The organism is Cognatishimia sp. WU-CL00825, assembly GCF_040364665.1.
Classification (GTDB): Bacteria; Pseudomonadota; Alphaproteobacteria; order Rhodobacterales; family Rhodobacteraceae; genus Cognatishimia.
The window spans coordinates 40,086-60,688 of the sequence record NZ_BAABWX010000006.1 but is presented as its reverse complement, the minus strand read 5'-3'; the positions used below and the strand labels follow the sequence as shown (position 1 = coordinate 60,688).

Annotated in this window: 24 protein-coding genes; 18 read left to right on the top strand and 6 right to left on the bottom strand. The window is 56.2% G+C overall.

Translation table 11 applies throughout. The features are described 5' to 3' along the window. Positions 1 to 17: 17 nt before the first annotated feature. Together flgK and ABXG94_RS15955 are read left to right on the top strand one after the other, a co-directional pair. Positions 18 to 1,436: a flagellar hook-associated protein FlgK gene (gene flgK / locus ABXG94_RS15960; RefSeq protein WP_353535873.1), complete on the top strand. Its 1,419-nt coding sequence runs from the start codon at positions 18 to 20 to the stop codon at positions 1,434 to 1,436. Between the two features lie 9 nt (positions 1,437 to 1,445). Further along, a complete protein-coding gene (locus ABXG94_RS15955; protein ID WP_353535872.1) occupies positions 1,446 to 2,537 on the top strand; it encodes a flagellin in 1,092 nt (363 codons plus the stop codon). A gap of 10 nt (positions 2,538 to 2,547) precedes the next feature. Here ABXG94_RS15955 and ABXG94_RS15950 read toward each other — a convergent pair whose 3' ends face one another. Next, the gene (locus ABXG94_RS15950; protein ID WP_353535870.1) at positions 2,548 to 3,297 is read right to left on the bottom strand and encodes a winged helix-turn-helix domain-containing protein; all 750 of its coding nucleotides are present in this window, start codon (positions 3,295 to 3,297) and stop codon (positions 2,548 to 2,550) included. 195 nt (positions 3,298 to 3,492) lie between these two features. Between ABXG94_RS15950 and ABXG94_RS15945 the strand changes: the two genes are divergently transcribed. The 4 genes from ABXG94_RS15945 (at position 3,493) to ABXG94_RS15930 (ending at position 6,394) form a co-directional block, all read left to right on the top strand. Then, positions 3,493 to 4,596: a flagellar basal body P-ring protein FlgI gene (locus tag ABXG94_RS15945; RefSeq protein WP_502901724.1), complete on the top strand. Its 1,104-nt coding sequence runs from the start codon at positions 3,493 to 3,495 to the stop codon at positions 4,594 to 4,596. Further along, the gene (locus tag ABXG94_RS15940) at positions 4,596 to 4,892 is read left to right on the top strand and encodes a rod-binding protein (RefSeq protein WP_353535868.1); all 297 of its coding nucleotides are present in this window, start codon (positions 4,596 to 4,598) and stop codon (positions 4,890 to 4,892) included. Before ABXG94_RS15945 ends, ABXG94_RS15940 begins: the two co-directional genes overlap by 1 nt. Before the next feature lie 34 nt (positions 4,893 to 4,926). Then, complete coding sequence (locus ABXG94_RS15935; protein ID WP_353535866.1) at positions 4,927 to 5,427, top strand: flagellar biosynthesis protein FlgI; 501 nt, start codon at positions 4,927 to 4,929, stop codon at positions 5,425 to 5,427. A gap of 133 nt (positions 5,428 to 5,560) precedes the next feature. Beyond that, positions 5,561 to 6,394: a flagellin N-terminal helical domain-containing protein gene (locus tag ABXG94_RS15930; protein ID WP_353535864.1), complete on the top strand. Its 834-nt coding sequence runs from the start codon at positions 5,561 to 5,563 to the stop codon at positions 6,392 to 6,394. Positions 6,395 to 6,509: 115 nt separating this feature from the next. On the opposite strand, the gene ABXG94_RS15925 is transcribed toward ABXG94_RS15930, so the two are convergent. Next, the gene (locus ABXG94_RS15925) at positions 6,510 to 7,871 is read right to left on the bottom strand and encodes a FliI/YscN family ATPase (protein ID WP_353535863.1); all 1,362 of its coding nucleotides are present in this window, start codon (positions 7,869 to 7,871) and stop codon (positions 6,510 to 6,512) included. Positions 7,872 to 7,939: 68 nt separating this feature from the next. Between ABXG94_RS15925 and ABXG94_RS15920 the strand changes: the two genes are divergently transcribed. The 9 genes from ABXG94_RS15920 to ABXG94_RS15880 all read left to right on the top strand — a co-directional run bounded on the left by ABXG94_RS15920 (position 7,940) and on the right by ABXG94_RS15880 (position 14,967). Further along, on the top strand, positions 7,940 to 8,290 hold the full coding sequence (locus ABXG94_RS15920) for a flagellar basal body rod protein FlgB (protein ID WP_353535861.1): 351 nt from the start codon (positions 7,940 to 7,942) through the stop codon (positions 8,288 to 8,290). Between the two features lie 8 nt (positions 8,291 to 8,298). Beyond that, the gene (gene flgC, locus ABXG94_RS15915) at positions 8,299 to 8,709 is read left to right on the top strand and encodes a flagellar basal body rod protein FlgC (protein WP_353535859.1); all 411 of its coding nucleotides are present in this window, start codon (positions 8,299 to 8,301) and stop codon (positions 8,707 to 8,709) included. A 9-nt stretch (positions 8,710 to 8,718) separates the two neighbouring features. Further along, complete coding sequence (gene fliE / locus ABXG94_RS15910; protein ID WP_353535858.1) at positions 8,719 to 9,051, top strand: flagellar hook-basal body complex protein FliE; 333 nt, start codon at positions 8,719 to 8,721, stop codon at positions 9,049 to 9,051. A 34-nt stretch (positions 9,052 to 9,085) separates the two neighbouring features. Continuing rightward, the gene (gene fliQ / locus ABXG94_RS15905; RefSeq protein WP_353535856.1) at positions 9,086 to 9,355 is read left to right on the top strand and encodes a flagellar biosynthesis protein FliQ; all 270 of its coding nucleotides are present in this window, start codon (positions 9,086 to 9,088) and stop codon (positions 9,353 to 9,355) included. Further along, complete coding sequence (locus tag ABXG94_RS15900; protein WP_353535854.1) at positions 9,356 to 10,156, top strand: lytic transglycosylase domain-containing protein; 801 nt, start codon at positions 9,356 to 9,358, stop codon at positions 10,154 to 10,156. It begins immediately after the preceding gene. 6 nt (positions 10,157 to 10,162) lie between these two features. Continuing rightward, a complete protein-coding gene (gene flhA, locus ABXG94_RS15895; protein WP_353535852.1) occupies positions 10,163 to 12,262 on the top strand; it encodes a flagellar biosynthesis protein FlhA in 2,100 nt (699 codons plus the stop codon). A gap of 2 nt (positions 12,263 to 12,264) precedes the next feature. Beyond that, a complete protein-coding gene (locus ABXG94_RS15890; protein ID WP_353535850.1) occupies positions 12,265 to 13,020 on the top strand; it encodes a flagellar biosynthetic protein FliR in 756 nt (251 codons plus the stop codon). Positions 13,021 to 13,026: 6 nt separating this feature from the next. Further along, complete coding sequence (locus tag ABXG94_RS15885; protein WP_353535848.1) at positions 13,027 to 14,154, top strand: EscU/YscU/HrcU family type III secretion system export apparatus switch protein; 1,128 nt, start codon at positions 13,027 to 13,029, stop codon at positions 14,152 to 14,154. 147 nt (positions 14,155 to 14,301) lie between these two features. Next, positions 14,302 to 14,967, top strand: coding sequence for a hypothetical protein (locus ABXG94_RS15880; protein ID WP_353535846.1), 666 nt, complete (start codon positions 14,302 to 14,304; stop codon positions 14,965 to 14,967). A gap of 34 nt (positions 14,968 to 15,001) precedes the next feature. Here ABXG94_RS15880 and ABXG94_RS15875 read toward each other — a convergent pair whose 3' ends face one another. Genes ABXG94_RS15875 through ABXG94_RS15860 form a run of 4 tightly spaced genes read right to left on the bottom strand, consistent with a single transcriptional unit; the run spans position 15,002 to position 17,644 of the window. Then, positions 15,002 to 15,667, bottom strand: coding sequence for a MotE family protein (locus ABXG94_RS15875; RefSeq protein WP_353535844.1), 666 nt, complete (start codon positions 15,665 to 15,667; stop codon positions 15,002 to 15,004). A gap of 3 nt (positions 15,668 to 15,670) precedes the next feature. Beyond that, positions 15,671 to 16,039: a flagellar motor switch protein gene (locus ABXG94_RS15870; RefSeq protein WP_353535842.1), complete on the bottom strand. Its 369-nt coding sequence runs from the start codon at positions 16,037 to 16,039 to the stop codon at positions 15,671 to 15,673. Next, on the bottom strand, positions 16,020 to 16,973 hold the full coding sequence (locus ABXG94_RS15865; RefSeq protein WP_353535840.1) for a flagellar motor switch protein FliM: 954 nt from the start codon (positions 16,971 to 16,973) through the stop codon (positions 16,020 to 16,022). Before ABXG94_RS15865 ends, ABXG94_RS15870 begins: the two co-directional genes overlap by 20 nt. An 8-nt stretch (positions 16,974 to 16,981) precedes the next feature. Beyond that, a complete protein-coding gene (locus tag ABXG94_RS15860; RefSeq protein WP_353535838.1) occupies positions 16,982 to 17,644 on the bottom strand; it encodes a flagellar basal body-associated FliL family protein in 663 nt (220 codons plus the stop codon). A 135-nt stretch (positions 17,645 to 17,779) separates the two neighbouring features. Here ABXG94_RS15860 and fliF point away from each other — a divergent pair, with 135 nt between their 5' ends. The 3 genes from fliF to fliN are packed head-to-tail and all read left to right on the top strand — an operon-like array spanning position 17,780 to position 20,588. Then, positions 17,780 to 19,561, top strand: a complete 1,782-nt coding sequence (fliF, locus tag ABXG94_RS15855; RefSeq protein WP_353535837.1) for a flagellar basal-body MS-ring/collar protein FliF — start codon at positions 17,780 to 17,782, stop codon at positions 19,559 to 19,561. Further along, on the top strand, positions 19,558 to 20,214 hold the full coding sequence (locus ABXG94_RS15850; protein WP_353535835.1) for a FliH/SctL family protein: 657 nt from the start codon (positions 19,558 to 19,560) through the stop codon (positions 20,212 to 20,214). Before fliF ends, ABXG94_RS15850 begins: the two co-directional genes overlap by 4 nt. Positions 20,215 to 20,231: 17 nt before the next feature. Beyond that, the gene (gene fliN / locus ABXG94_RS15845) at positions 20,232 to 20,588 is read left to right on the top strand and encodes a flagellar motor switch protein FliN (protein ID WP_353535834.1); all 357 of its coding nucleotides are present in this window, start codon (positions 20,232 to 20,234) and stop codon (positions 20,586 to 20,588) included. The last annotated feature ends 15 nt before the right edge of the window (positions 20,589 to 20,603 follow it).

Genomic DNA, 20,603 nt, shown 5'->3' with positions numbered 1-20,603 from the left:
AGTAAGAGGCGCATCACATGAGCCTTTCGGGGTCCCTTTATGCCGCTGCATCTGGTTTAAGCGCAACTCAGGGCATGGCGCGCGTCACATCGGGCAACGTCGCCAATGCGATGACCCCGGGCTATGTGCGCCGCGAAGCAATTCTGGTCAGCAGCGCGCTGGGGACCGGCGGCGTTCACATCGGCGAAATCCGCCGCGAAGTAGACGCCGCTTTGGTGCGCATGTCGCGCAATGAAAACTCCAAAATGGCCGAATATCAGGCTCTGCACGAGGGGCTGCGTGATTATACGGTGTTTTTGGGGGATCCATCCTCAGAGTCCTCGCTGAATGGCAAGTTTTCAGAATTCAATTCCTCGCTGACCACCTTGGTCAACCTGCCCTCGTCGATGGGCGCGCAACAAGGGGCGGTGTTTGCCGCCGAAGATCTGGCCAATTCGATCCGGGAAACCAGCAATCGTTTGGCTGGGGTGCGCAATGATCTGGATATGGAAATCCGCTATGAAATCGCGGACCTCAACGAGTCGCTTTATAAACTGCATGATTATAATCAACGGCTGAGTGATTTTGAGCCGGGCAGTCTGGAAGCCGCAGGTTATCATGATCAGGTCGATCAGGTGCTGGATCAGATCTCGGGCATTGCAGACATCCGCGTGACCTATAACGCCGATGGCTGGGTCAATGTTTACACCACGGGCGGCGCCGCACTGCTTGAAGGCGACCGGGTTCATGATGTGACCTTTGAGGCTGGCGATGGCACCATCATGGCCGGGGACAATGAAATCACCCCCAACAAAGACGGTGTGCGCGGCATTCAACATGGCAGTCTAGCGGGTCTTACGACGCTTAAACGCGACACAGTGCCGAAATTTCAGCTGCAGCTGGATGAATTTGCCCGCGGGTTGATCCAATCCTTTGAGGCCGCAGACAGCACCTTGGCCGCGGGTCAGGCGGGTTTGTTTACCGACAATGGTTTTGCCTTTGATGCGGCGAACTTGGATGGTCTTGCCTCGCGCTTGCGGGTGAATGACGCGGTGCATGCCGGGGCAGGGGGCAGCCCGTGGTTGATCCGCGATGGGCTTGGGGCAACCGCCCCCGGAGCGGCTTCGGATTCAACGCAAATTCAATCCTTTATTGATGCGCTTGGCGGAGCCCTGGGCGCAGATCCGGCGACCGGCATTCATCCGGATGTGACCCTTGGGCAATATATGTCTGAAATGGTCACCAGCCAGGGCACGGAAACCTCGCGCGCTGAACGCAGCTATAATGCCGCGAAATCCGCTGCCGAAGTGGTGCAGGCCTCGCGTTTAAACGTCGAAGGCGTGAATATTGACGAAGAAATGCAACGGCTGCTGTTGATCGAACAAAGTTTTGCGGCAAATTCAAAGATGCTGACAGCGGTGGCAGAGATGCTCGATACGCTGCTGGCCGCTGTTTAGGAGGCGCGTATGACCTGGTTGGCCAATATCACCCGCATGTCGACGATGCAGCTTAATCAGTCTCAGCGCAGCAATGTCAGCACGGCGCAAATTGCCCTGCAAAGGGCGGGTCACGAACTGGCCACCGGCAAGCGCGCCGATCTGTTTGGCGACATGGGATCCCGCGCAGCCATCGCCTTTTCGATGCGCACTTTAGAAGACAACACCCAGGCCTATATGCTGTCCAACAAGTTGCTGGATAACAAGCTGCAAACCATGCTGGATTCCATTGATGGCATCCGGGAATCCGTCAGTGACGTGACAACCACGGCTTTGCTCAGCAAGGATGAAAAATCCAATTCGACCTTTGTGTTGCAAACACAAGCGCGGGCCGCCATCGAAGCCATATTGGGGGGGTTAAATGGCAGCTATAACGGTGAATTTATGTTTGGCGGCACCGCCAGCAATACCCCACCGTTGAACCGCTGGTCCGAGGCAAATGCTGCCACGGGCCTGTCACCCGAAGATGTGTTGAGCGCGGTGGTCGGCACCGGCCCCACAACCGCCGCCGAGGCGGCTTCGATGGCAGCGGAACTTGATCAGATCTTTGCGTCCAGTCACAGCGGCAATCCAAACTATAATTTTGAAGCCACCTTTTACAATGGCACGCCAGAGCTGGACGGAAGTGCACAGCCCAACAACCGCGTGGTCGCGCGTGTCAGTCAAGGGCAGCAATTGGATTATGGCGTACAAGCCAACGATCAAGGTATACGCGATTTGTTAAAAGGCCTGTCGATGCTGGCATCTGTGGATGTGAACGCGATCACCGATGAGGCGGCTTATACCGCTTGGATGACGACCGCGACCGACGCGCTCGCCGCAGGCACCCAGGGCATGCTGGATATCTCGTCGTCTATCGGATTTGATCAACAAATCGTCGAACGTGCCAACGATCGCCTGTCCGACCTGTCGATCTTGCAACGCACGCAAATCGCCACAATCGAAGATGCTGACCCCTACGAGGCCGCAACGCGTGTGTCCAATATGGAAACGCAATTGCAGGCGAGCTACACCGTGTCAGCCCGCCTTTCAGGTCTTAGCATTCTGAATTATCTCAGATAATCACACGCGCCTAATTGGCGCGTGCTTCCATTCCCAAACGGGCGCGCAAGCCATTTACCGGTGGTACATCGGTCTCTTCCGGTGCGCTCAGCTTATAGCCGCGCCCATGGATGGTTTCGATATACTGCGCACCGCTTTCGGCTGCTGCCGCAATCTTTTTGCGCAGCTTGCAGATGTAAACGTCGATCACCTTGTCAAACGGTTGATCCGCGCTCATGCCATAAACCGCATCATAGATGGCGTTCTTGGAAATCACCTTGTTGGAATTCAACGCAAGGTGCTGAAAAATCGAATGTTCGCGTTTGCTCAGCTTGATACGCGCGCCCGACACAATCGGATCGCGGCCATCAAAATAAGCCGTCACTTCGCCAACCACCACGTTTTCAGAGGCATGACCATGAAAGCGCCGCACCACGGAATTGATCCGCGACAGAACTTCACCGCCTTTGATCGGGCTGACAATCACATCATCCGCACCGCGATCCAGCGCCGCAGCGGTGTCTTGCGAATTTCGGAAATCCCGCAGTACGATCATGGGGTTTTCACAACTCGCGCTGCGAACGGCGCGAATTTGTTGATGGGTGTTGGGTGACTCTCCGATCAGGATTGCTCGATGTTCACAGCCAGGCTGCAACAGAGGCGCAAGCCCCGTCTCAAAGAATTCTTCGCCAACAAAGAGGGGTTGCAAGCCGGCATTTTCCAGCTCTGCCGCCAAAGAAGCCCGGCGTTTCTCTCGTGGTTCGAAAACATAGGCGCGCATCGCTACCCCCGTTCCCACATTGTTCATGTTATCCTTTATCGCTAGCAAGGATAAATGAGGGTTTCAATAATAAAAAGAAAAATAACCAAGATTAAATGCGAGTTAATGTGGACGAGGCAAAGATAAATGGCTAATCTTAGTGCAGGGCAAGAGGAAAGACCTATGGAGCAGTACCAAAAATTTCCCAAAGGCCTGATGCTATGGTGTGCGCGCTTGCTGACGATGTTGGGCGCGCTTGCCTGTGCGACAGTGGCCAGTGCAGAGGTGCGGATCAAGGATATCGCCACCTTCGAAGGCGTGCGCGAAAACCATTTGATTGGCTATGGTCTTGTGGTTGGCTTGGGCGGCACCGGTGACAAATTGGCCAACAGCCCCTTCACCCGTGAATCCATGCGCGGCATGCTGGAACGTCTTGGCGTGGCTAATATCGACGCAAACCTGTTGAAAACCAGCAACACGGCCGCTGTCATGGTCACCTCAAAATTGCCACCCTTTGCCCGCCGGGGCGCGCCAATTGATGTCACCGTGTCTTCGTTGGGCGATGCGTCCAGCCTGCGCGGCGGCACCCTATTGGTCACACCGCTGTCAGGTGCAGACGGCGAAGTTTACGCTGTGGCCCAGGGCGCGGTTGCGGTCTCGGGCTTTCGCGCCGAAGGCAACGCCGCCACGGTCACCGAAGGCGTGCCCACCATCGCCCGCATTGACAACGGCGCCATTGTTGAACGCGAAGTGGGCTTTCGTCTAAGCGAATTAACCAACTTTCGTGTGGCCCTGCGCGTGCCGGATTTCACCACCGCCACCCGGATGCGCGACGCGGTGAATGTCGAACTCGGGGCGCAATTCGCCCAAGTGCTTGATCCGGGCACGGTGGAAATCCGCATCGAAAACAAAGCCAATGTGGCCGAATTCATGTCGGTGATCGAAAACCTGACGGTGACGCCAGACGTGACTGCGCGGGTGGTGGTGGATGAAAAATCAGGCACCATCGTGATTGGGGCAAATGTGCGTATCGGCCAAGTGGCGATCAGCCAAGGCGGGCTGACCGTGCGGGTGCGCGAACGCTTTAACGTCAGCCAGCCCAGCCCGATTTCGATTGGCGGCACCACAGTTGTCATTCCCGACACCGATTTGGATGTCGAAGAAAAAGACAGCAAGTTCACCATTCTAGACGGTGATGTCAGCCTGCAAGACCTGGTGGACGGGTTGAATGCCATCGGCGTGGGGGCCCGCCAGACGATTTCAATCTTGCAGGCCATCAAGTCCTCGGGCGCGTTGCACGCAGATCTGGAGATCATCTGATGAGCGATATCCCAAGTCTTAACGCGATTGGGTCACCTGCGCAGCAAGCCGCGCCAACCGCCAAGTTGACCGAAAAAGAGCTGCAATCCGCCAAGGATTTCGAGGCAGTGTTTTTATCGCAATTTGTGGATGAGATGATGAAAACCGTCGATATGGGGTCTGCGTCGGGCGGCAAAGACAGCCAGATGTGGCGCAGCTTTATGTCCGAAGCCCTGTCCCAAAGCCTGGTCGAACGCGGCGGTCTTGGGTTGGCCGGCAATATCGAACAAATGATGGCGGCCTATAAAAAGCCCTGATGTGACAGGCCAGATGCGACAGGAGTGACGCGCGATGATTGCAGAACGTAAATTTCGGTTTGGCGAGCGCCAAAAAGCGCGGTCCACGGCCGCCGCTGGTGGGCTGTCTGCGGGCCTGACCGAACGCGATGTGCAAAATCTCGATGCCTTTGCCGCCAAGCTTTCAGATGCCATCGGGCTGTTGCAACAAGAGATCGACGCCATCAACGGCGGCGACCTCAATGTCGTCAGCGCGCTTTATGAGCAAAAGGCCGATACCCTAAAGTGGTTGGAACTCAAGATGCCGCTGGTCGAACCCTTTATGGCAGAAGATGCCGCCAAAGCCCGACGCTTGCCGCAGCGTTTGGACGAGCTTAAGCGGGTTGTCGAAGAAAACAGCACCCTCTTGGCGCGCATGGCCACTGCCGCCGGCACTGTGGTGCGCGAGATTGAAAAGGCCACCCAACGCCACAGCCTGAATGGGCTGTATGGCAAGACCGGTCAAAAGCTGAATGACAATAAAACCACCAAATTACAGATAGATCGTGAATTTTAGTCACAGATCTTTTCTAAAAATTAACAAAACGTAAACTCCGCTTTAACCCTAGGCGCTATATTGTCATTACTGGTGAAAAACCAGCTTCAGTCAGAAGACTGATATAAATATGAGAAATTGAGGAGAGCATTAAATGTCATCTATTCTCACTAACAGTTCCGCAATGGTAGCCCTTCAGACCCTTAACATGGTCAACAAGGGTCTTAATGATACACAAAACCGCGTGTCCACAGGTCTGCAGATCAGCTCTGGTAAAGACAACGCAGCCTATTTCGCGATTTCTGAGAACATGAAAAGCGACAGTGGCATGTTCAAAGCCATCAACGAAGGCCTGACCTCTACAAAGAACTCTGTCAGCACTGCGCGTGCGGGCGCCGAAGAAGTTGTAGATTTGGCGCGTCAATTTGTTGAGCGTGTTGCCTTTGCACAAGACGAAAGCGTCGATCACAGCCTGGTACAAGCAGAGCTTGTTGCGCTGGCTGACCGTATGACATCGACAATCGGAAATGCGACCTTCAATGGGGATAGCATGGTTGATGGTGGCGGTACTCGCTCGATCGTATCCGGCATCTCACGAGATTCAGCAGGTGCATTGTCCGTCACAAATATGGACATCGACGAAGTTGACTTGGGTGCGATTGTAACTGCCCTAGCCGCTTTGGATATCGATGCGGCTGCAGATGCTGCAGCACGTGAAGTTATCCTGACATCGGCGAATACTCAGCTCGAGGCAGCGACTTCAGCAGCGACCACACTGGGTATCGGCGAAAAAGCAGTTGAATCCCAGCAAAGCTTCCTTTCAGCTCTGACAGACACACTGGATTCCGGTGTTTCTGCGATGGTTGATGCCGACATGGAACAAGAAGCAGCACGTCTGCAAGCCTATCAGGTACAGCAACAGCTGGCGACACAGTCGCTGTCTATGGCGAACCAGGCTCCACAGAACATCCTGTCGCTCTTCCGTTAAGGAATATCAATTAGCGGAAGAGCTTCTGGCGAAGCTAGTCTTCGCAATTGAATGCTTGTTCTTATCTCTTTTAACAGAGCTTGATCGGCCGCTTTATATAGCGGCCGATTTCCGTTTACGCCGGGGTGCCAAGATCAAGCGGCACTTCGATCCCTGCTTCCAGCAGCATGCGAAACAACTCGGCAAAGCTTTGATCGGATGGCAATTTTTCCGCCTTGCGCTGTGCCAGAAAATCATTGGCCACTTTGTAAAACTGCGCGGCGGCGTCAATTTCCGGGTCTGTGCCGGGTTTATAAGCCCCAACCCTTATCAAATCCTCCATATCCGCATATTTCGCCAGCGCTTTGCGGGCCTCATGCATGATGGTGTATTCTTCAGGCGAATGGCAGGCAGGCAGCATCCGGGAAATAGATTTCTGAATATTAATCGCCGGATAACGGTTTTGCTCGGCAATATTACGATCCAGCACCAAATGCCCATCCACAATGCCGCGAATGGCGTCGGCAATTGGCTCGTTCATATCATCGCCATCCACCAAAACCGTGTAAATCGCGGTGATATCGCCTTCACCATCCCGCCCCGGCCCAGCCCGTTCCAACAGATGGGGCATTTCAGAAAACACCGTCGGCGGATAGCCCTTGGTGGTGGGCGGCTCGCCGCTTGATAATCCGATTTCACGCTGCGCCATGGCAAAGCGGGTCACGCTGTCCAGCAGCAACAAAACCTGTCGCCCGGCGGTGCGAAAATGTTCGGCAACCGTGGTCGCTGTCAGCGCAGCTTGGCGGCGCAAAAGCGGCGCTTCATCCCCGGTTGCCACCACAACAACGGATCGCGCCATGCCTTCAGGCCCCAGATCTTCTTGAATGAATTCCTGTACTTCGCGGCCACGTTCCCCCACCAGACCAATCACAATCACATCGGCATTTGTGTTGCGCGCCAGCATCGCCATCAGTGTGGATTTCCCCACCCCAGAGCCCGCAAAAACCCCCATGCGCTGCCCCTGACAAATCGGGGTAAACACATCGATGCATTTGATGCTGGTCTCTAGCTTTTGTCCAACACGCTTGCGCCCAAAGGCGGGCGGCGGGCCATTGCGCCCCGAAGAGCGGCTGCGCCCACGTTTGAAATTTGGCGCATCAGACAGCGGGCGGCCTAGCCCATCAACCACAGTGCCAATCCAGCTGTCATCCGGCGAAATGCCTTCCTCATGCTGCACCAGCTCTACCGGATCGCCAACCGCTACACCTTCCCAAGTGCCAAAAGGCAGCAGTTTAAGCCCGTCATCATTGGCACCGACCACCTCGGCCAAAACCGGCCCTTTGATGCCCCGCACCATACAGCGCTGCCCAATACCCACGGCCCGTTGCAGCCCCGCCGCCGTCAGCGACATGCCCACAACCGATTGCACGCGACCGGTTATTGTTGTGCTTTCCAAAGAGGAAATCTTGCTTTTAAGTTCCAAAAAAACCTTGGACACAAGAATAAACCCCCTGTTAATCTTTGCTATACTTGCTATAATCAACAAGAATTAAGCAGGAGTCCATCATGAATTTGGATACACCTAATCTGTTTCAACTCGCGTCTGATCGTCTCAAGTGGCTGTCTGACAAACAGAAGGTTGTGTCTGAAAACATCGCGAATGCCGATACCGCCGGGTACCGGGCACGCGAAGTCGAGGGATTTGAAAGCTATTTACGGGCCGCCGAGGCCGCGGGTACCTCTTTGGATGCCCAAGTGCAGGAATCTGCCACCAGTTGGGGTTCCGATATTTCCGGCAATAACGTGATCTTGGAAGAACAGATTCTAGAGGCCACCGACACCGCAGGACAATACCGGATCGCGGCCAACCTTTATCGCAAAGCGCATGACATGATGCGCATGGTTTCAGGAGGGTAAAGACCACTATGGATTCCTTCAAAGCGATTACCAGCATTGCCTCTAGCGGCCTGCGCGCTCAAAGCGAACGTATGCGGGTTGTGTCAGAAAACGTTGCCAATGCCGCCTCGACAGCCAATGAACCGGGCGGGGACCCGTATCGCCGCAAGGTCATTTCCTTTAGCGAACTCATTTCTGATGGGTCCGGCAATTCACAGGTCGAAGTGGCCGACATTTCCCGTGACATGACAGACTTTACCGTGCGCTACGAACCAGCGCACCCCGCCGCCGATAACAATGGTTATGTTAAGTTGCCAAACGTAAACCCGCTGATCGAAATGTCCAACATGCGCGAAGCCTCGCGGTCATACGAGGCGAATATGACCATGTTGGAAAACGCGCGCTCCATGCGTAACCGTTTGATAGATTTGATAGAATAGGCCTGACCCATGAGCGATATTTCATCGATCCGTCCCAATGCGATTGTCCAAGGTGCCTATGGCAAGGCCAGCAAGCTGAATGGCGGCCCGGCGGCAGTTGGCCAAGATGTTGACGCGGCTAAGACCGAAAGCTTTGGCGACATGCTGCGCAATGCGGCCGCGCAATCGGTGCAAAACGTGCGTCAGGGCGACGAAACCGCCACGGCGGGTCTTGCGGGCAAAGCCGGTATTCAACAGGTCGTCGAAGCCACAATGACCATGGAAAGCACCGTGCGGGTGTCCGTTGCCGTACGCGACAAAATTGTAGAGGCCTACCAAGACATCATGCGCATGCCGATTTAAGCGCTGCGATACAAACCGCAGAAAGGAGACTGGGTTGGACCCAACGGGCGCATACGAGGTTCTGCGATTGACCATCACCACAATTCTGGTGGCCTGCGCCCCTATCCTTGCGGTGGCACTGCTGGTGGGTTTGGTGATTTCATTCATTCAGGCGCTGACGCAAATTCAGGAAATGACCTTGACCTTTGTGCCCAAGATCATCGCGATTTTTGGCGTTCTGGCGCTGACTCTGCCCTTTATCTTCAGCACCCTGTCGCGCCTGTCAAACCGGGTGTTTGACCTGATTGTCAGCGGCGGTGTGTAGATGACACGTACCCGGCTTTCTGGAGTGTTCTGGTTTGTGGTCCTCGCGGCTCTGCTCTGTATTGCTGATCGCGCTGTGGCGGATCTGTTTTCCAACCTATATGCCTCTAGCGCCCCGGTTGTGGTGCAAAAGCCCAAAACAGTGCAAACTGAAACCACTGGCGCGCAATGTATTGCCGCGATCCTGCAGGCCGAGGCTAAACACGGCATTCCTGATCACTTGCTTTTGTCAATTGGCATTCAAGAGGCGGGCCGCACCGGCCCTGCCGGTTTGGCGGTTTGGCCCTGGACGGTAAACGCCAACGGTCAGGGGGCGTTTTTCAAAAACCGGACTGATGCGCAGGCCTGGGTACGCGAAAAACAAGCCGAGGGCATCAACAGCATCGATGTGGGCTGCATGCAGATCAATCTGCGCTGGCATGGCGAACAATTTGCCAGTCAGGACGCGGCCTTTGATCCGATCCTAAACGCCGATTACGCCGCGCGCTTTCTCAAGGACCTCTACCGTCAAACCGGCACATGGGAACTGGCTGCCGGACGCTATCATTCGGCCACCGACATTCACCAAGCCCGCTATCTGGCCTCGCTGGAACGCAATCGCAAAGTGGTGGCAAAAGATCTGGATCGTCTGATGGCCCTTGCCGAACAAGCCGCACCTCAGGCGGTGCAATTGGCCAAAGCTGCGCCAAAATTGCCCGCCCCACCGGTGTTCTGGAGCGCCGCAGAAAATGGCGCCACCTATAGTATTTATTCCAACAGCCCGTTGCGCCCGGTTCTGCCGGACCACAAAGAGATGTTTTAACCCACTATGACCGCCCCAGACACCAACCCCACCCAAACAGCAGGCCGCGATTTTTCGCGGCTTCTGGCCAACCGCGACATCGCTTTTGCGCTGGGTGTGGTGATGATTTTGGGCATGTTGTTTGTGCCCCTGCCGCCGATCTTGCTGGATCTGGGCCTGGCGCTGTCGCTGTCCCTGTCGGTCTTGATCCTAATGGTCGCCCTCTGGATTCCGCGCGCGCTTGATTTCAACTCTTTCCCGACGTTGCTGCTGGTTGTCACCATGCTGCGGCTGGCCTTGAACGTATCCTCAACCCGGCTGATCCTCAGCGAAGGCCACAATGGCACCGCCGCCGCGGGCAAGGTGATCGAAGGTTTCTCGCGTTTTATTGTCGGCGGTGACTTTGTCATCGGCATCGTGATTTTTGCCATCCTCGTGATCATCAACTTTATCGTCATCACCAAAGGCTCGACCCGGATCGCCGAAGTCGCCGCCCGCTTCTCGCTGGATGCGATGCCCGGCAAACAAATGGCCATCGACGCTGATCTGGGTGCCGGCATGATTGATGAGCATCAGGCCCGCGCGCGTCGCAAGGAACTCGAAGAAGAAAGCTCTTTCTTTGGCGCGATGGATGGTGCGTCGAAATTTGTGCGCGGTGATGCGGTGGCGGGGCTGATCATCACCCTGATCAATGTGGTCGGCGGCATTCTGATTGGTGTCACCAGCCGTGGCCTGACCATCGGCGAAGCCGCCAACAACTATACGGTTTTGACCATTGGCGATGGTCTGGTCTCACAAATCCCCGCCCTGATCGTATCTTTGGCGGCCGGTCTGCTGGTCACCAAAGGCGGCACAAAAGGGGCTGCAAACGAGGCGGTTCTGGCGCAGCTTGGTAATTTCCCCAAGGCGCTTTATATGGCCGCTGCACTGTGTTTGGTCATCGGCTTTCTACCCGGTTTCCCTATGCTGGTTTTCACCGCGCTGGCCATTGCAATGTCATCCCTGGGTTATGTCATGCAAGGCCACCTGGCCGAACAGGAAAAGCTGCGCATCACCGAAGAAGCCAATGCCGTCAAATCTGGCGAAGCCCCGGTTGATCCGATCAAGGAAATGCTGAAACTGGATGATCTGCGCTTGGATCTGGGTGCCGCCTTGGTGCCCCTGATCAACTCGCCAGATGCGGCCCTGCCCGGCAAAGTCAAAAGCCTGCGCAATCTGTTCATCACCGATTTTGGCTTTGTGATCCCACCCGTGCGCATCAAAGATGACGCCACATTGCCCGCCATGACCTATGCGATTTCCATCCACGGCATCGAAACCGCGCGCGGCGAGTTGCGCCCCGGTGCCATGATGGTGATCGAACCTTCGGGCGCACAAATTGATCTGCCCGGCGAACGCACCCGCGAACCGACCTTTGGCCTAAACGCCGTCTGGGTCGATCAAAGCCGGGCCTCCGAGGCGGAAAGCCGTGGCATGACCGTGGTTGATCCTGAAAGCGTGGTCACCACCCATCTGACCGAGATCATCAAAGAGCATATGCCAGAGCTTTTGACCTATGCCGCCACCCAAGAATTGATCGAAGGCCAAACCAAAGACTATCAAAAATTGCTGGCCGAGATTTCCAACAACTCCCCCACCGTGATGCTGCAACATGTGCTGCAGGCTCTGGTCTCTGAACGGGTCTCTATCCGCAACCTGCCCAAAATCATCGAAGCCGTGGCCGAAGCCGCTGGCACCACCAAAAACGTCCAGCTTGTGGTCGAACATGTGCGTGCCCAACTGGCCAAACAGATTTGCCAGGCCCTGACCGACGCCAGTGGCTATGTCTCTGTGGTGACCCTTGGCCAATCTTGGGAAACCGAGATGCACAATTCAATTTCCCGCAACGGCGAAGAAGTGAATTTCATCATGTCGCCGCAACGGGTGCAGGAATTTGTTCTGGCCGTGCGCAAGGAAATTCAGCAATTTGCCGCCAGCGACCAGTGGCCCGCGCTTTTGGTGGCACCCGACAGCCGCCCCTATGTGCGCTCTATTCTGGAACGCGTCAGCCCGATGACACAGGTGATTTCCCACAACGAAGTCCACCGCCGCGCCTCGCTGAAAACCGTCGCCACCATCGGGACATAGCGATGTCACTCGAGGATTTTGTCGCCAGTCTGATCTTTGGATACGTGCTGGTGGTCGCGCGCATTGGCAGCGCCATGCTGTTTTTGCCAGCCTTTGGGGAAACCCAAATCCCCCTGCGCGCCCGGCTGTCTTTTGCCCTGGTGCTGTGTTTGGCGCTTTATCCCATCGTGCCCACCGCCAATATCGCCCCGCAAGCTCCGGCTGAAATGTTTGTGCTTCTGGCATCCGAGGTCACCGTAGGTCTGTGGATCGGCCTTGTGGCCCGCGTGCTGCTGTCGGCCATGCAATTTGCCGGCTATCAGGTGGGGCAAGTCTCGGGTCTGGCCAATGCCTTTGGCCCTTCGCTTGGCTCTTTCGAAGGCGCCACCCTTGTGGCCTCGCTGCTGATCATCGGCTCGGTGGCGCTGATCTTTATCACCGACACCCATCACATCATTCTGCGCGGGCTGATTGAAAGCTATGTGGTGTTTCCGCCGGGGCCGCAAATCACCGGCGATTTTGCCCAGCAAATGGTCAAGGCTGGCAGCCATTCGCTGTATATCGGCACCGCCATCGCCGCGCCTTTCTTTGTCATGGGCGTCATTCTCAACTTGGGAATGGGGCTGGCAAACCGTATGATGCCCCAGCTGCCGGTGTTTTTTGTTGCCGCAGCCATTCTAATTGCGGTTGGCCTGCTGATCTTTTCAGTGGCCATCCCCTCGATGATCGAGTTCTTCCTGTCCGACTTCATCCAGTGGTTCGGCACATTCCGGTTCTGATACAAAATGGCAGACGAAGAAGACAAAAGCAGTAAGACCCAGGAGCCCACCGAGAAAAAGCTCCGCGACGCCCGTAAAAAAGGCGACGTCCCAAGCTCGCGGGAAACGGGCAATATGATGGTGGTGGTGTCGCTGATCGGCATCACCACCTTTGCATTGCAATGGCAAGGCCCGCCGCTGGTGGATGCGCTGTCTTCGCTGATTGATCACGCGGGCAGCATCGATGTGGGGGTTGGTGGCGCGGGCACCGCCGCCCTTGGCACCATATTCTGGGATTTCATCATGCGAGTGGCGACCGCTTTGGCCCCAATATTCATGCTGCTCTTGGCCGGGGGCCTGTTTGGGGTTCTGATCCAGGGCGAAACCGTCGCAGCATTGGACCGCGTCAAACCCAAACTGTCCAAAATCTCGATCGTCGAAGGCCTGAAACGCCAGTTTTCCGCCAACACTGTGGTGGAATTTGTCAAAAACCTGACGAAGGTACTGGTGGTCGGCGGTCTGGCGCTTTGGGTGACAAACACCGCCGTGCGCGACATTTGGCAGGCCCCGGGCTTTGTGCCCGAAGCCCTGCCCGGCTATATGCTGGACGCCACCACCAAATTGTTGATCGCCGCTGCCGCCTTTCTGGTGCCGGTGGCCATTCTGGACATTCTGTGGCGGCGCTTTGACTGGCGGCGCAAACAGATGATGTCGATCAAGGAAATCCGCGACGAGATGAAAGAGGCCGAAGGCGATCCGCTGATCAAAGGCAAACGCGCCGCCCTGCGTCGTCAACGCGCCCAGCAACGTATTGCCACCGCCGTGCCCACCGCCAGCGTGATCCTGACCAACCCAACCCATTTTGCCGTGGCGCTGAAATATGAACAGGGCATCGACGAAGTGCCGGTATGCGTCGCCAAAGGCGCCGACCTGATGGCCCGGCAAATCCGCCAGCTCGCCCGAGAACACGATGTGCCAATTGTCGAAAACAAACCACTTGCCCGTTCGCTTTATGACGTGATCGAAGTCGACGACGTGGTGCCTGTTGAACATTGGCAAGTGGTGGCGGAAATCATCAGCTTTGTCATGGAAATCCAACGCAACCCCAGACGCAAACCCCCAGCTGGATCGACGTTGCGGGAAGATGAGGAGTGAGCGAGCCGATCGCGGCAGTTGAAAGGGCGCTAAGCGCGACCGATTTCCGAATTGTGTAACCTCAGGCTAGATCTTTGCACATCAAGACTGTTTACAGCACGCATCTCACGTTTTATCCCACGGTTAACACGAAAGGGCCTGATCAATATGAATTTTCAACGGATTGGCGGCATTGCCGGACTGGTCGCAGCCGGAACCTACTTGTTTGGTATTGGACTGTTGCTAGGCGTGTTGGAGCCCGCTGGCTATGACGGAAACGACATGGTTGCGCAGGCCAAGTTTTTCTCTGAGAACCAGTTGATCATGTATATCTGGAATTTGGTAATTTGGATTCTGAATGCCATTGTTTTGGTCATCCTCGCCCTCGCCATTCATGACAAGCTTAAAGAAAAAGCACCCGCATTTAGTCAGGTGGCCACTTCTTTTGCTTTGATTTGGGCAGGTCTCGTTTTGGCCAGTGGCATGCTTTCAAACATCACCTTGGGCACAGTTTCTACCCTCTATGCTCTGAACCCATCACAAGCGGTTATTTTTCTGCAAAGCCTTACAGCAGTGGAAAGTGGTCTGGGCGGCGGTAATGAGCTTGCCGGTGGTTTGTGGGTGTCGATCCTAAGCTGGGGGGCCTTGCGCACTAGGGCATTTTCAAAGGCCATGAATATTTGTGGCTTGCTGATTGGCCTTGCCGGACTAAGCACACTCGTCCCAGCTCTTGCCCCGATAACCGGCGCCATATTCGGCTTGGGTTTTATTGTTTGGTTTGCATGGGTGGGCATTCATCTGCTGCGTAACTCAGACCGGGTAGTAACACGTTGATCCACCAACCGCCGTACGATAAAGTGATCTGTCCCTATTTCAAACGGATCCCGTTCAGGTCCTGATCACCCGGCAACTGGCTGCGTTCCAGGATAATCTTGGAGACGGCCCGTGCCCGCACCGGGGCCATTTTGGCCATAATCGGCGCGGCCGTCCGGGGGTTCATCGTGCCTAAAACCATGATGGTCACTTCGATGTCCAGATCATCCATAATCCGTGCAGCTTCGGCCGGTTTCATGTTTTTGTAAAAACTGATCAACCGTTCCAGATCTTCTGTCTGGGCCGCTTCAACCTTGCCCAACAGCGATTGAATCGACTCTTTCAGTTCAACCAAAGCGGCTTTTTCAATGCTCAGCTTTTCCTTGGCCAGGGCCAGCTCAGATTCGCGCAGATTCAGGGTTTTTTGCTGCCCCATGATCAAGTCACGCTCCACCGACAAGGCGCGCAACACCTCTTCGGGGGTTTCACATTGCGCTGGCACCGAGCTGAGACCCGCCACAACCGGCGGCGGCGCATCTGCAGGCACCGGGCCCGTCGGTTCTTCTTCTTCGGCAGAGGCCGCGGCCTGCACCACCGGCATTTGGGTCGGCGCCGGCGTATCAAACGGTGTGGGCAATTCCGGAAAGGACACAGCCGCTTTGGCAAAGGCCGTCAACACCAGCCCGCCAATCAACACTTTACCAACCAGAAACTTTGCCATGATCTATACCTTTGACTCAGAACGCGACGCATCAAAGAAACGGCGCACCAGATCTTGTTTGTTGCGCACAACCTGCACGCCGGGGATTTTATGCTCCGGAGCACGACGGGTGGCAAACATCGGTTCGTCGTCGTCTTCTTCTGCCAACATGTGTTGCGTGCTAACCGGCTGCTGCGGTTCTTCCAGATTCAGCTTCAGCTGATTGACGGATTCCTCGGATTTATCCACCGCGGTTGAAAACGCGTTCACCAAAGGCTCCAGCTCTTGCAGCGCGGCCATCAAGACCTGCACTTTGCGGGAAATATACCAACCATAGCCAATGCTGCCTGCCAGCAAGACAATGATCACCATATCAGTAAGGGTCGCGGCCATTTTCGGTCTCCTCTTCCTGTTCAATCTGTTTCACAATGCGAATGGCCGTATTGCCATTGTTGCGTTTGCCCATCACTGCCTTAAACATTTCTGTTTCGGCACACACCACCGTGGCGGCGTGGTCTTCTTCGATCCAAAGGTTCAGCGTGTCGCCGGGCTTCCAATCCATGATCGATTGGATCGGCACGCCGATATTGGTCAGCACCGCTTCCAGCTCGATGGTCGAACGTTCAATTTGGCCTGACAATTGGTCTTTCCAGGGGTTGCCGTCTTCGCTTGGCTCGCCAAAGTGGATTTTACCCAATTTCGGGCGGATTGGTTCCAGCGCATCATAAGGAATGATCACATCCACCGACCCGGTGCGCCCCGCCAAGACCACCGTCAACCGCATGCGCACACACAGATTGGCCGGCTGGGTGACCGTGGCAGAGTCTGGATCGGTTTCAATCCGGTCCATTTCCAGATGCACATCACCCACCATCGCCAGACCGCGCTGCAACTCACCTGCAATCACATCCGCCAGCTTATGGCCAAAACCGCGCTCGATTGCGGTGAATTCTTCGGATTGGCGCTGCATCTCGCCCTTGGCCGTGCCGCCCAGCATCAATTCAATCGCCGTCAACGCAAAGGTGGCATCCATGGCAATCAGCAATTCGCCATCCAGGTTCTGCGCCGCCACCACCCCCAGCAACGCGGGCATATTCAGCCCGTCCATCGCCTGGGCCATCGGCAGGTAATCCAATTGCTTCAGGGAGGCTTCACAAATCACCCCGGTCAGATCGGGCATCAAAACCGACAGCGTATCCGCCAGGCGTTCCCCGATGATGTCCAGCATCGGCAAGCGCTCAAAGCTAAAGTCAGACATCCGAATGATCTCATCAATCAGATTGCCGCTTTGCGCTGCGATTTCTTCTGGTGACATGGTTTTGTTCATCACCGCCCCTATTGTACGATCAGATCGCTGATCAGAATTTCTTGTGGCAAATCATTGCCCGCCGCCGCCCGCGCCCGTTTCAACAGCTCGGCCTTGACTGTCAAAATCCCAGCCATGCCACGCACATCAGCCTCGGTCAGGCTGCGGGCATAGCCATTGAACAAATCCCGCATGAACGGCTGACGCTTTTCCATCAGGGCTTCGGCACCGGGATCAGGCCGGTAAATCATCACCACGCTTAATTTCAGAAACGAGTGACCCGGCACGCCATGGGCATCAAAACTGGTGATATTGGTCAGGATCTCATCAAAGGCCAACAAACCTTCTGTCTTCGGATCTGCGACCTCTTCGCCAGCGGCCCCACCTTCTTCGGCGTGCTCTTCGTCATCGCTATGCCCGTCCTCATCGCCATGCGCACCAGCGTCGCCATCTGCCATCTCGGCGCTTTCGGATTCTTCGACGTAATCCGGTTCGTATTGCTGCGCATCCTGCTGAAAGGCCATGCGCGCCAAAAAGAACCCGCCCCCCAAGGACAGCAAGGACAGAACAACCGCCGCCAAAAGCAGCTTTTTGCTGGACTTTGGCTTTGCGGCCTCATCGCCATCACCCTGCCCGCCGCCTTGGGCGTCGGTTTCTGGCTTCTGATCCTTGTTTTTTGGTGCTTTGGCCATTGATTACCCATAGATCTATCAAGAACTATAATCTTATTATTTCTTTATGAATGCAAGTATAGACATGGATATTTACTTGTTAGGCAAAAATAGTTTAGTTTATTTTAACAACACCGAGAACGCCCCGGAGGCACCGTGCAAAACCTGATAAACAACCTGATCGGATTGGGCCAACGCAAGCTGATGATTCTGGCGGCGGTGGCAACCGGTCTGATGGCGGCCCTTATTCTTGGAATTTCCGCGGTCACCACAGCAGATTATGCACCGCTTTACAAAAACTTGTCCCCGGCTACGGCCACCTCGGTCGAGGCCACTCTGGCCAATGCCGGCTTTGACGCGCGCATGTCCGAAGATGGCACCTCGGTTCTGGTGCCCGGCAACAATCTGGCCCGCGCCCGCATGGTGCTGGCCGAAACCGGCCTGCCGATCGAGGGCGATCCCGGCTGGGAGCTGTTTGACGAATCCTCCGGTCTTGCCATGAACTCCTTCATGCAGCGGGTGAACCGTCTGCGCGCCATGGAAGGTGAAATTGCCCGCTCGATCCAAACTCTGGAAGGCGTGCAAAGCGCGCGGGTGCATCTGGTGCTGCCAGAACGCGAGGCCTTTTCCCGCGAACGCGCCAATCCGCGCGCCTCGGTGATTGTCCGCCCTGTGCCGGGCCGCACCATTGGCCGCAAACAGGCCTCTGCCATTCGCAACCTCGTGGCCTCCTCCGTGTCTGAACTGGATCTGGGGCGCGTGACGGTGCTGTCCGCCAGCGGCGAAGTCATCCTTGCGGAAAACGCCGATGGCACCGGCCAAGGCAGCAGCCAAACCGCCAAATCCGGCATCGAAGAACGTCTGGCGCAAGAAGTGCGCAACATGCTGACCGCCCGCGTGGGCGCAGGCAACGCCCGTGTACGCGTCAACGTTGACCTGACCACAGCCCGCGAAGTGGTTGTGGAACAAAGCTATAACCCAGATCAACAGGTTGTGCGCTCGACCGAAAGCCGCACCGAAGAACAGGCCGGGTCCGAAAATGGCGGCGGCGTGGGCGTTGAAAACAACATCCCGGCCGCCCTGCAAGATGCGGCCGGCGGTGGCGCGGCCTCTAGCCAATCCAAAACCGGCGAAGTGGTCACCTATGAAATTGGCAACACCCGCCGCGAAATCATTCGCGAAGCCGGCGAAGTCAAACGGGTGTCCATCGCAGTATTGGTCAACGGCATCTACAATGTCGAAGACGGCGAGGTGATCTATTCCGAACGCGATGCCGCCGAAATCGAACGTCTGACAGAGCTTGTGAAAACCGCTGTTGGCTTTAGCGCCGCGCGCGGGGATGACATTTCCGTCGATAGCCTGCGGTTCATGGATTACTCGATGGAAGTCGGCGACCCGATCACCCTGTCCATGGGCGAGCAATTGACCCGCAATATCGTGCCCATTCTGCGGGGTTTGCTTGGCTTGGCCATTGTTGCGCTGATCATGATCCTGGGCGTGCGCCCGGCCCTGCGCACCCTGCTTGAAAAGCCCACACCGGCACTGCCACCGGCCGAAGGCGCCGCTGCCATTGCTGGCCCTGACGGAACACCGTCGGCTGTGGTCAATCCGGAATCCGCCGAACTCTTATCCTCTGTCACGCCAGATCCCGCCCTTGGCGATGGCATGCCCTTGGCCCAAGATGGCAGCCCAACGCCACCACGGGGCCGCGCAACTCCACTGCCCAAAGTTGGCCCCTTTGATCCCAAAGCACCGGGCGTCACCAGCATCTTTGATCTGGATGGCGACGAAGGCCCCCACGAATATATCGAAACCCTGGGTGTGCGTGGCAACTTGATCAAGGCCCGCGTCGAAGCCATCCAGAACATGGCCGAAGAAAAGCCCGACGATGTGCTGCGCGTGTTGCGCAGTTGGCTGCGCACCGAGGCTGAAGTATGATGGCCCTCATTCTGCGCGATTTTGATGCCGAAACTGACCAGATCAACGGTCACGGCGCCGCGCAGGGCGAAGCACCCGCCGCCCCGGTTTACACCTTTACCGAAGACGAGCTGACCGGCCTTTTGGCCGAAGCCCGCGCGCAGGGCATGGAAATGGGCGAGACCGAAGGCCGTCAGGCCGGACGCCGCGAAATCCTAGAGGCCCAAGAGGTCAAATCGGCAACCGCTCTGGAAGACATCCGCCAGCAACTCACTGAATTCCTTGCACAAGACGCGGCCCGGCGCACCGAACTAGAACGCGATCTGGTGGATATGGTGCTGGAAATTTCCGAACGCATCGCCCCGGATCTGATCAAAACCATGTCCGCTGACTTGGTTCAGGCGCGTCTGAAAGACGCCATGCGGCTGGGCGCGCGCCAGTCCAAACTTTCGCTGCGCCTGTCGCCCGACACCGAAGCCGCCATCGCTGCTGATCTGCGCAACGCCTTTGTCGCCGAACAAGTCACCAACGCCGACATCATCGCCGACCCCAGCCTGACCAATGGCGAAGCCAAGATGAGCTGGGAAAACGGCTTTATGAACTACAGCCTTGATCGCATCTGCGCAGAGCTATTGGACGCGCTGCGCCAAGCTTCTGCGCAATTGAAACCGTAAACACAAAGGTCCAGACCATGTCAGAAGACACTCAGACCCCAGAGACCGAAACCGACGCACCCAAAGCCACCGAAGGCCTTGATGCAGAAACCCTACAGGCCATGGCCGAGGGCGGCGATGGTCGCAATATAGATGCGCTTTATAACGTCAAACTGGACGTGCGGGTTGTGCTGGGTCGCAGCCGCATGTCAATTTCCGATCTGTTGGAATTGACCCGTGGCTCGGTGATTGAACTGGACCGCAAGGTCGGCGACCCGATTGATATCATGATCAATGACCGCATGGTGGCCCGTGGCGATCTGGTCAAAGTCAACGGTGATTTCATTGGCGTCGCCCTGCGCGAGATCGTCAAAGACTTCATCCCCGGCCAATAAGCAAACCGGTGTTGC

Excerpts from the sequence above, each read along its gene's own strand:
- flgK (WP_353535873.1), top strand. The coding sequence starts at position 18 with ATGAGCCTTTCGGGGTCCCTTTATGCCGCTGCATCTGGTTTAAGCGCA.
- ABXG94_RS15955 (WP_353535872.1), top strand. The coding sequence starts at position 1,446 with ATGACCTGGTTGGCCAATATCACCCGCATGTCGACGATGCAGCTTAAT.
- ABXG94_RS15950 (WP_353535870.1), bottom strand. The coding sequence starts at position 3,297 with ATGCGCGCCTATGTTTTCGAACCACGAGAGAAACGCCGGGCTTCTTTG.
- ABXG94_RS15945 (WP_502901724.1), top strand. The coding sequence starts at position 3,493 with ATGCTATGGTGTGCGCGCTTGCTGACGATGTTGGGCGCGCTTGCCTGT.
- ABXG94_RS15940 (WP_353535868.1), top strand. The coding sequence starts at position 4,596 with ATGAGCGATATCCCAAGTCTTAACGCGATTGGGTCACCTGCGCAGCAA.
- ABXG94_RS15935 (WP_353535866.1), top strand. The coding sequence starts at position 4,927 with ATGATTGCAGAACGTAAATTTCGGTTTGGCGAGCGCCAAAAAGCGCGG.
- ABXG94_RS15930 (WP_353535864.1), top strand. The coding sequence starts at position 5,561 with ATGTCATCTATTCTCACTAACAGTTCCGCAATGGTAGCCCTTCAGACC.
- ABXG94_RS15920 (WP_353535861.1), top strand. The coding sequence starts at position 7,940 with ATGAATTTGGATACACCTAATCTGTTTCAACTCGCGTCTGATCGTCTC.
- flgC (WP_353535859.1), top strand. The coding sequence starts at position 8,299 with ATGGATTCCTTCAAAGCGATTACCAGCATTGCCTCTAGCGGCCTGCGC.
- fliE (WP_353535858.1), top strand. The coding sequence starts at position 8,719 with ATGAGCGATATTTCATCGATCCGTCCCAATGCGATTGTCCAAGGTGCC.
- ABXG94_RS15900 (WP_353535854.1), top strand. The coding sequence starts at position 9,356 with ATGACACGTACCCGGCTTTCTGGAGTGTTCTGGTTTGTGGTCCTCGCG.
- flhA (WP_353535852.1), top strand. The coding sequence starts at position 10,163 with ATGACCGCCCCAGACACCAACCCCACCCAAACAGCAGGCCGCGATTTT.
- ABXG94_RS15890 (WP_353535850.1), top strand. The coding sequence starts at position 12,265 with ATGTCACTCGAGGATTTTGTCGCCAGTCTGATCTTTGGATACGTGCTG.
- ABXG94_RS15885 (WP_353535848.1), top strand. The coding sequence starts at position 13,027 with ATGGCAGACGAAGAAGACAAAAGCAGTAAGACCCAGGAGCCCACCGAG.
- ABXG94_RS15880 (WP_353535846.1), top strand. The coding sequence starts at position 14,302 with ATGAATTTTCAACGGATTGGCGGCATTGCCGGACTGGTCGCAGCCGGA.
- ABXG94_RS15875 (WP_353535844.1), bottom strand. The coding sequence starts at position 15,667 with ATGGCAAAGTTTCTGGTTGGTAAAGTGTTGATTGGCGGGCTGGTGTTG.
- ABXG94_RS15870 (WP_353535842.1), bottom strand. The coding sequence starts at position 16,039 with ATGGCCGCGACCCTTACTGATATGGTGATCATTGTCTTGCTGGCAGGC.
- ABXG94_RS15865 (WP_353535840.1), bottom strand. The coding sequence starts at position 16,973 with ATGAACAAAACCATGTCACCAGAAGAAATCGCAGCGCAAAGCGGCAAT.
- ABXG94_RS15860 (WP_353535838.1), bottom strand. The coding sequence starts at position 17,644 with ATGGCCAAAGCACCAAAAAACAAGGATCAGAAGCCAGAAACCGACGCC.
- ABXG94_RS15850 (WP_353535835.1), top strand. The coding sequence starts at position 19,558 with ATGATGGCCCTCATTCTGCGCGATTTTGATGCCGAAACTGACCAGATC.
- fliN (WP_353535834.1), top strand. The coding sequence starts at position 20,232 with ATGTCAGAAGACACTCAGACCCCAGAGACCGAAACCGACGCACCCAAA.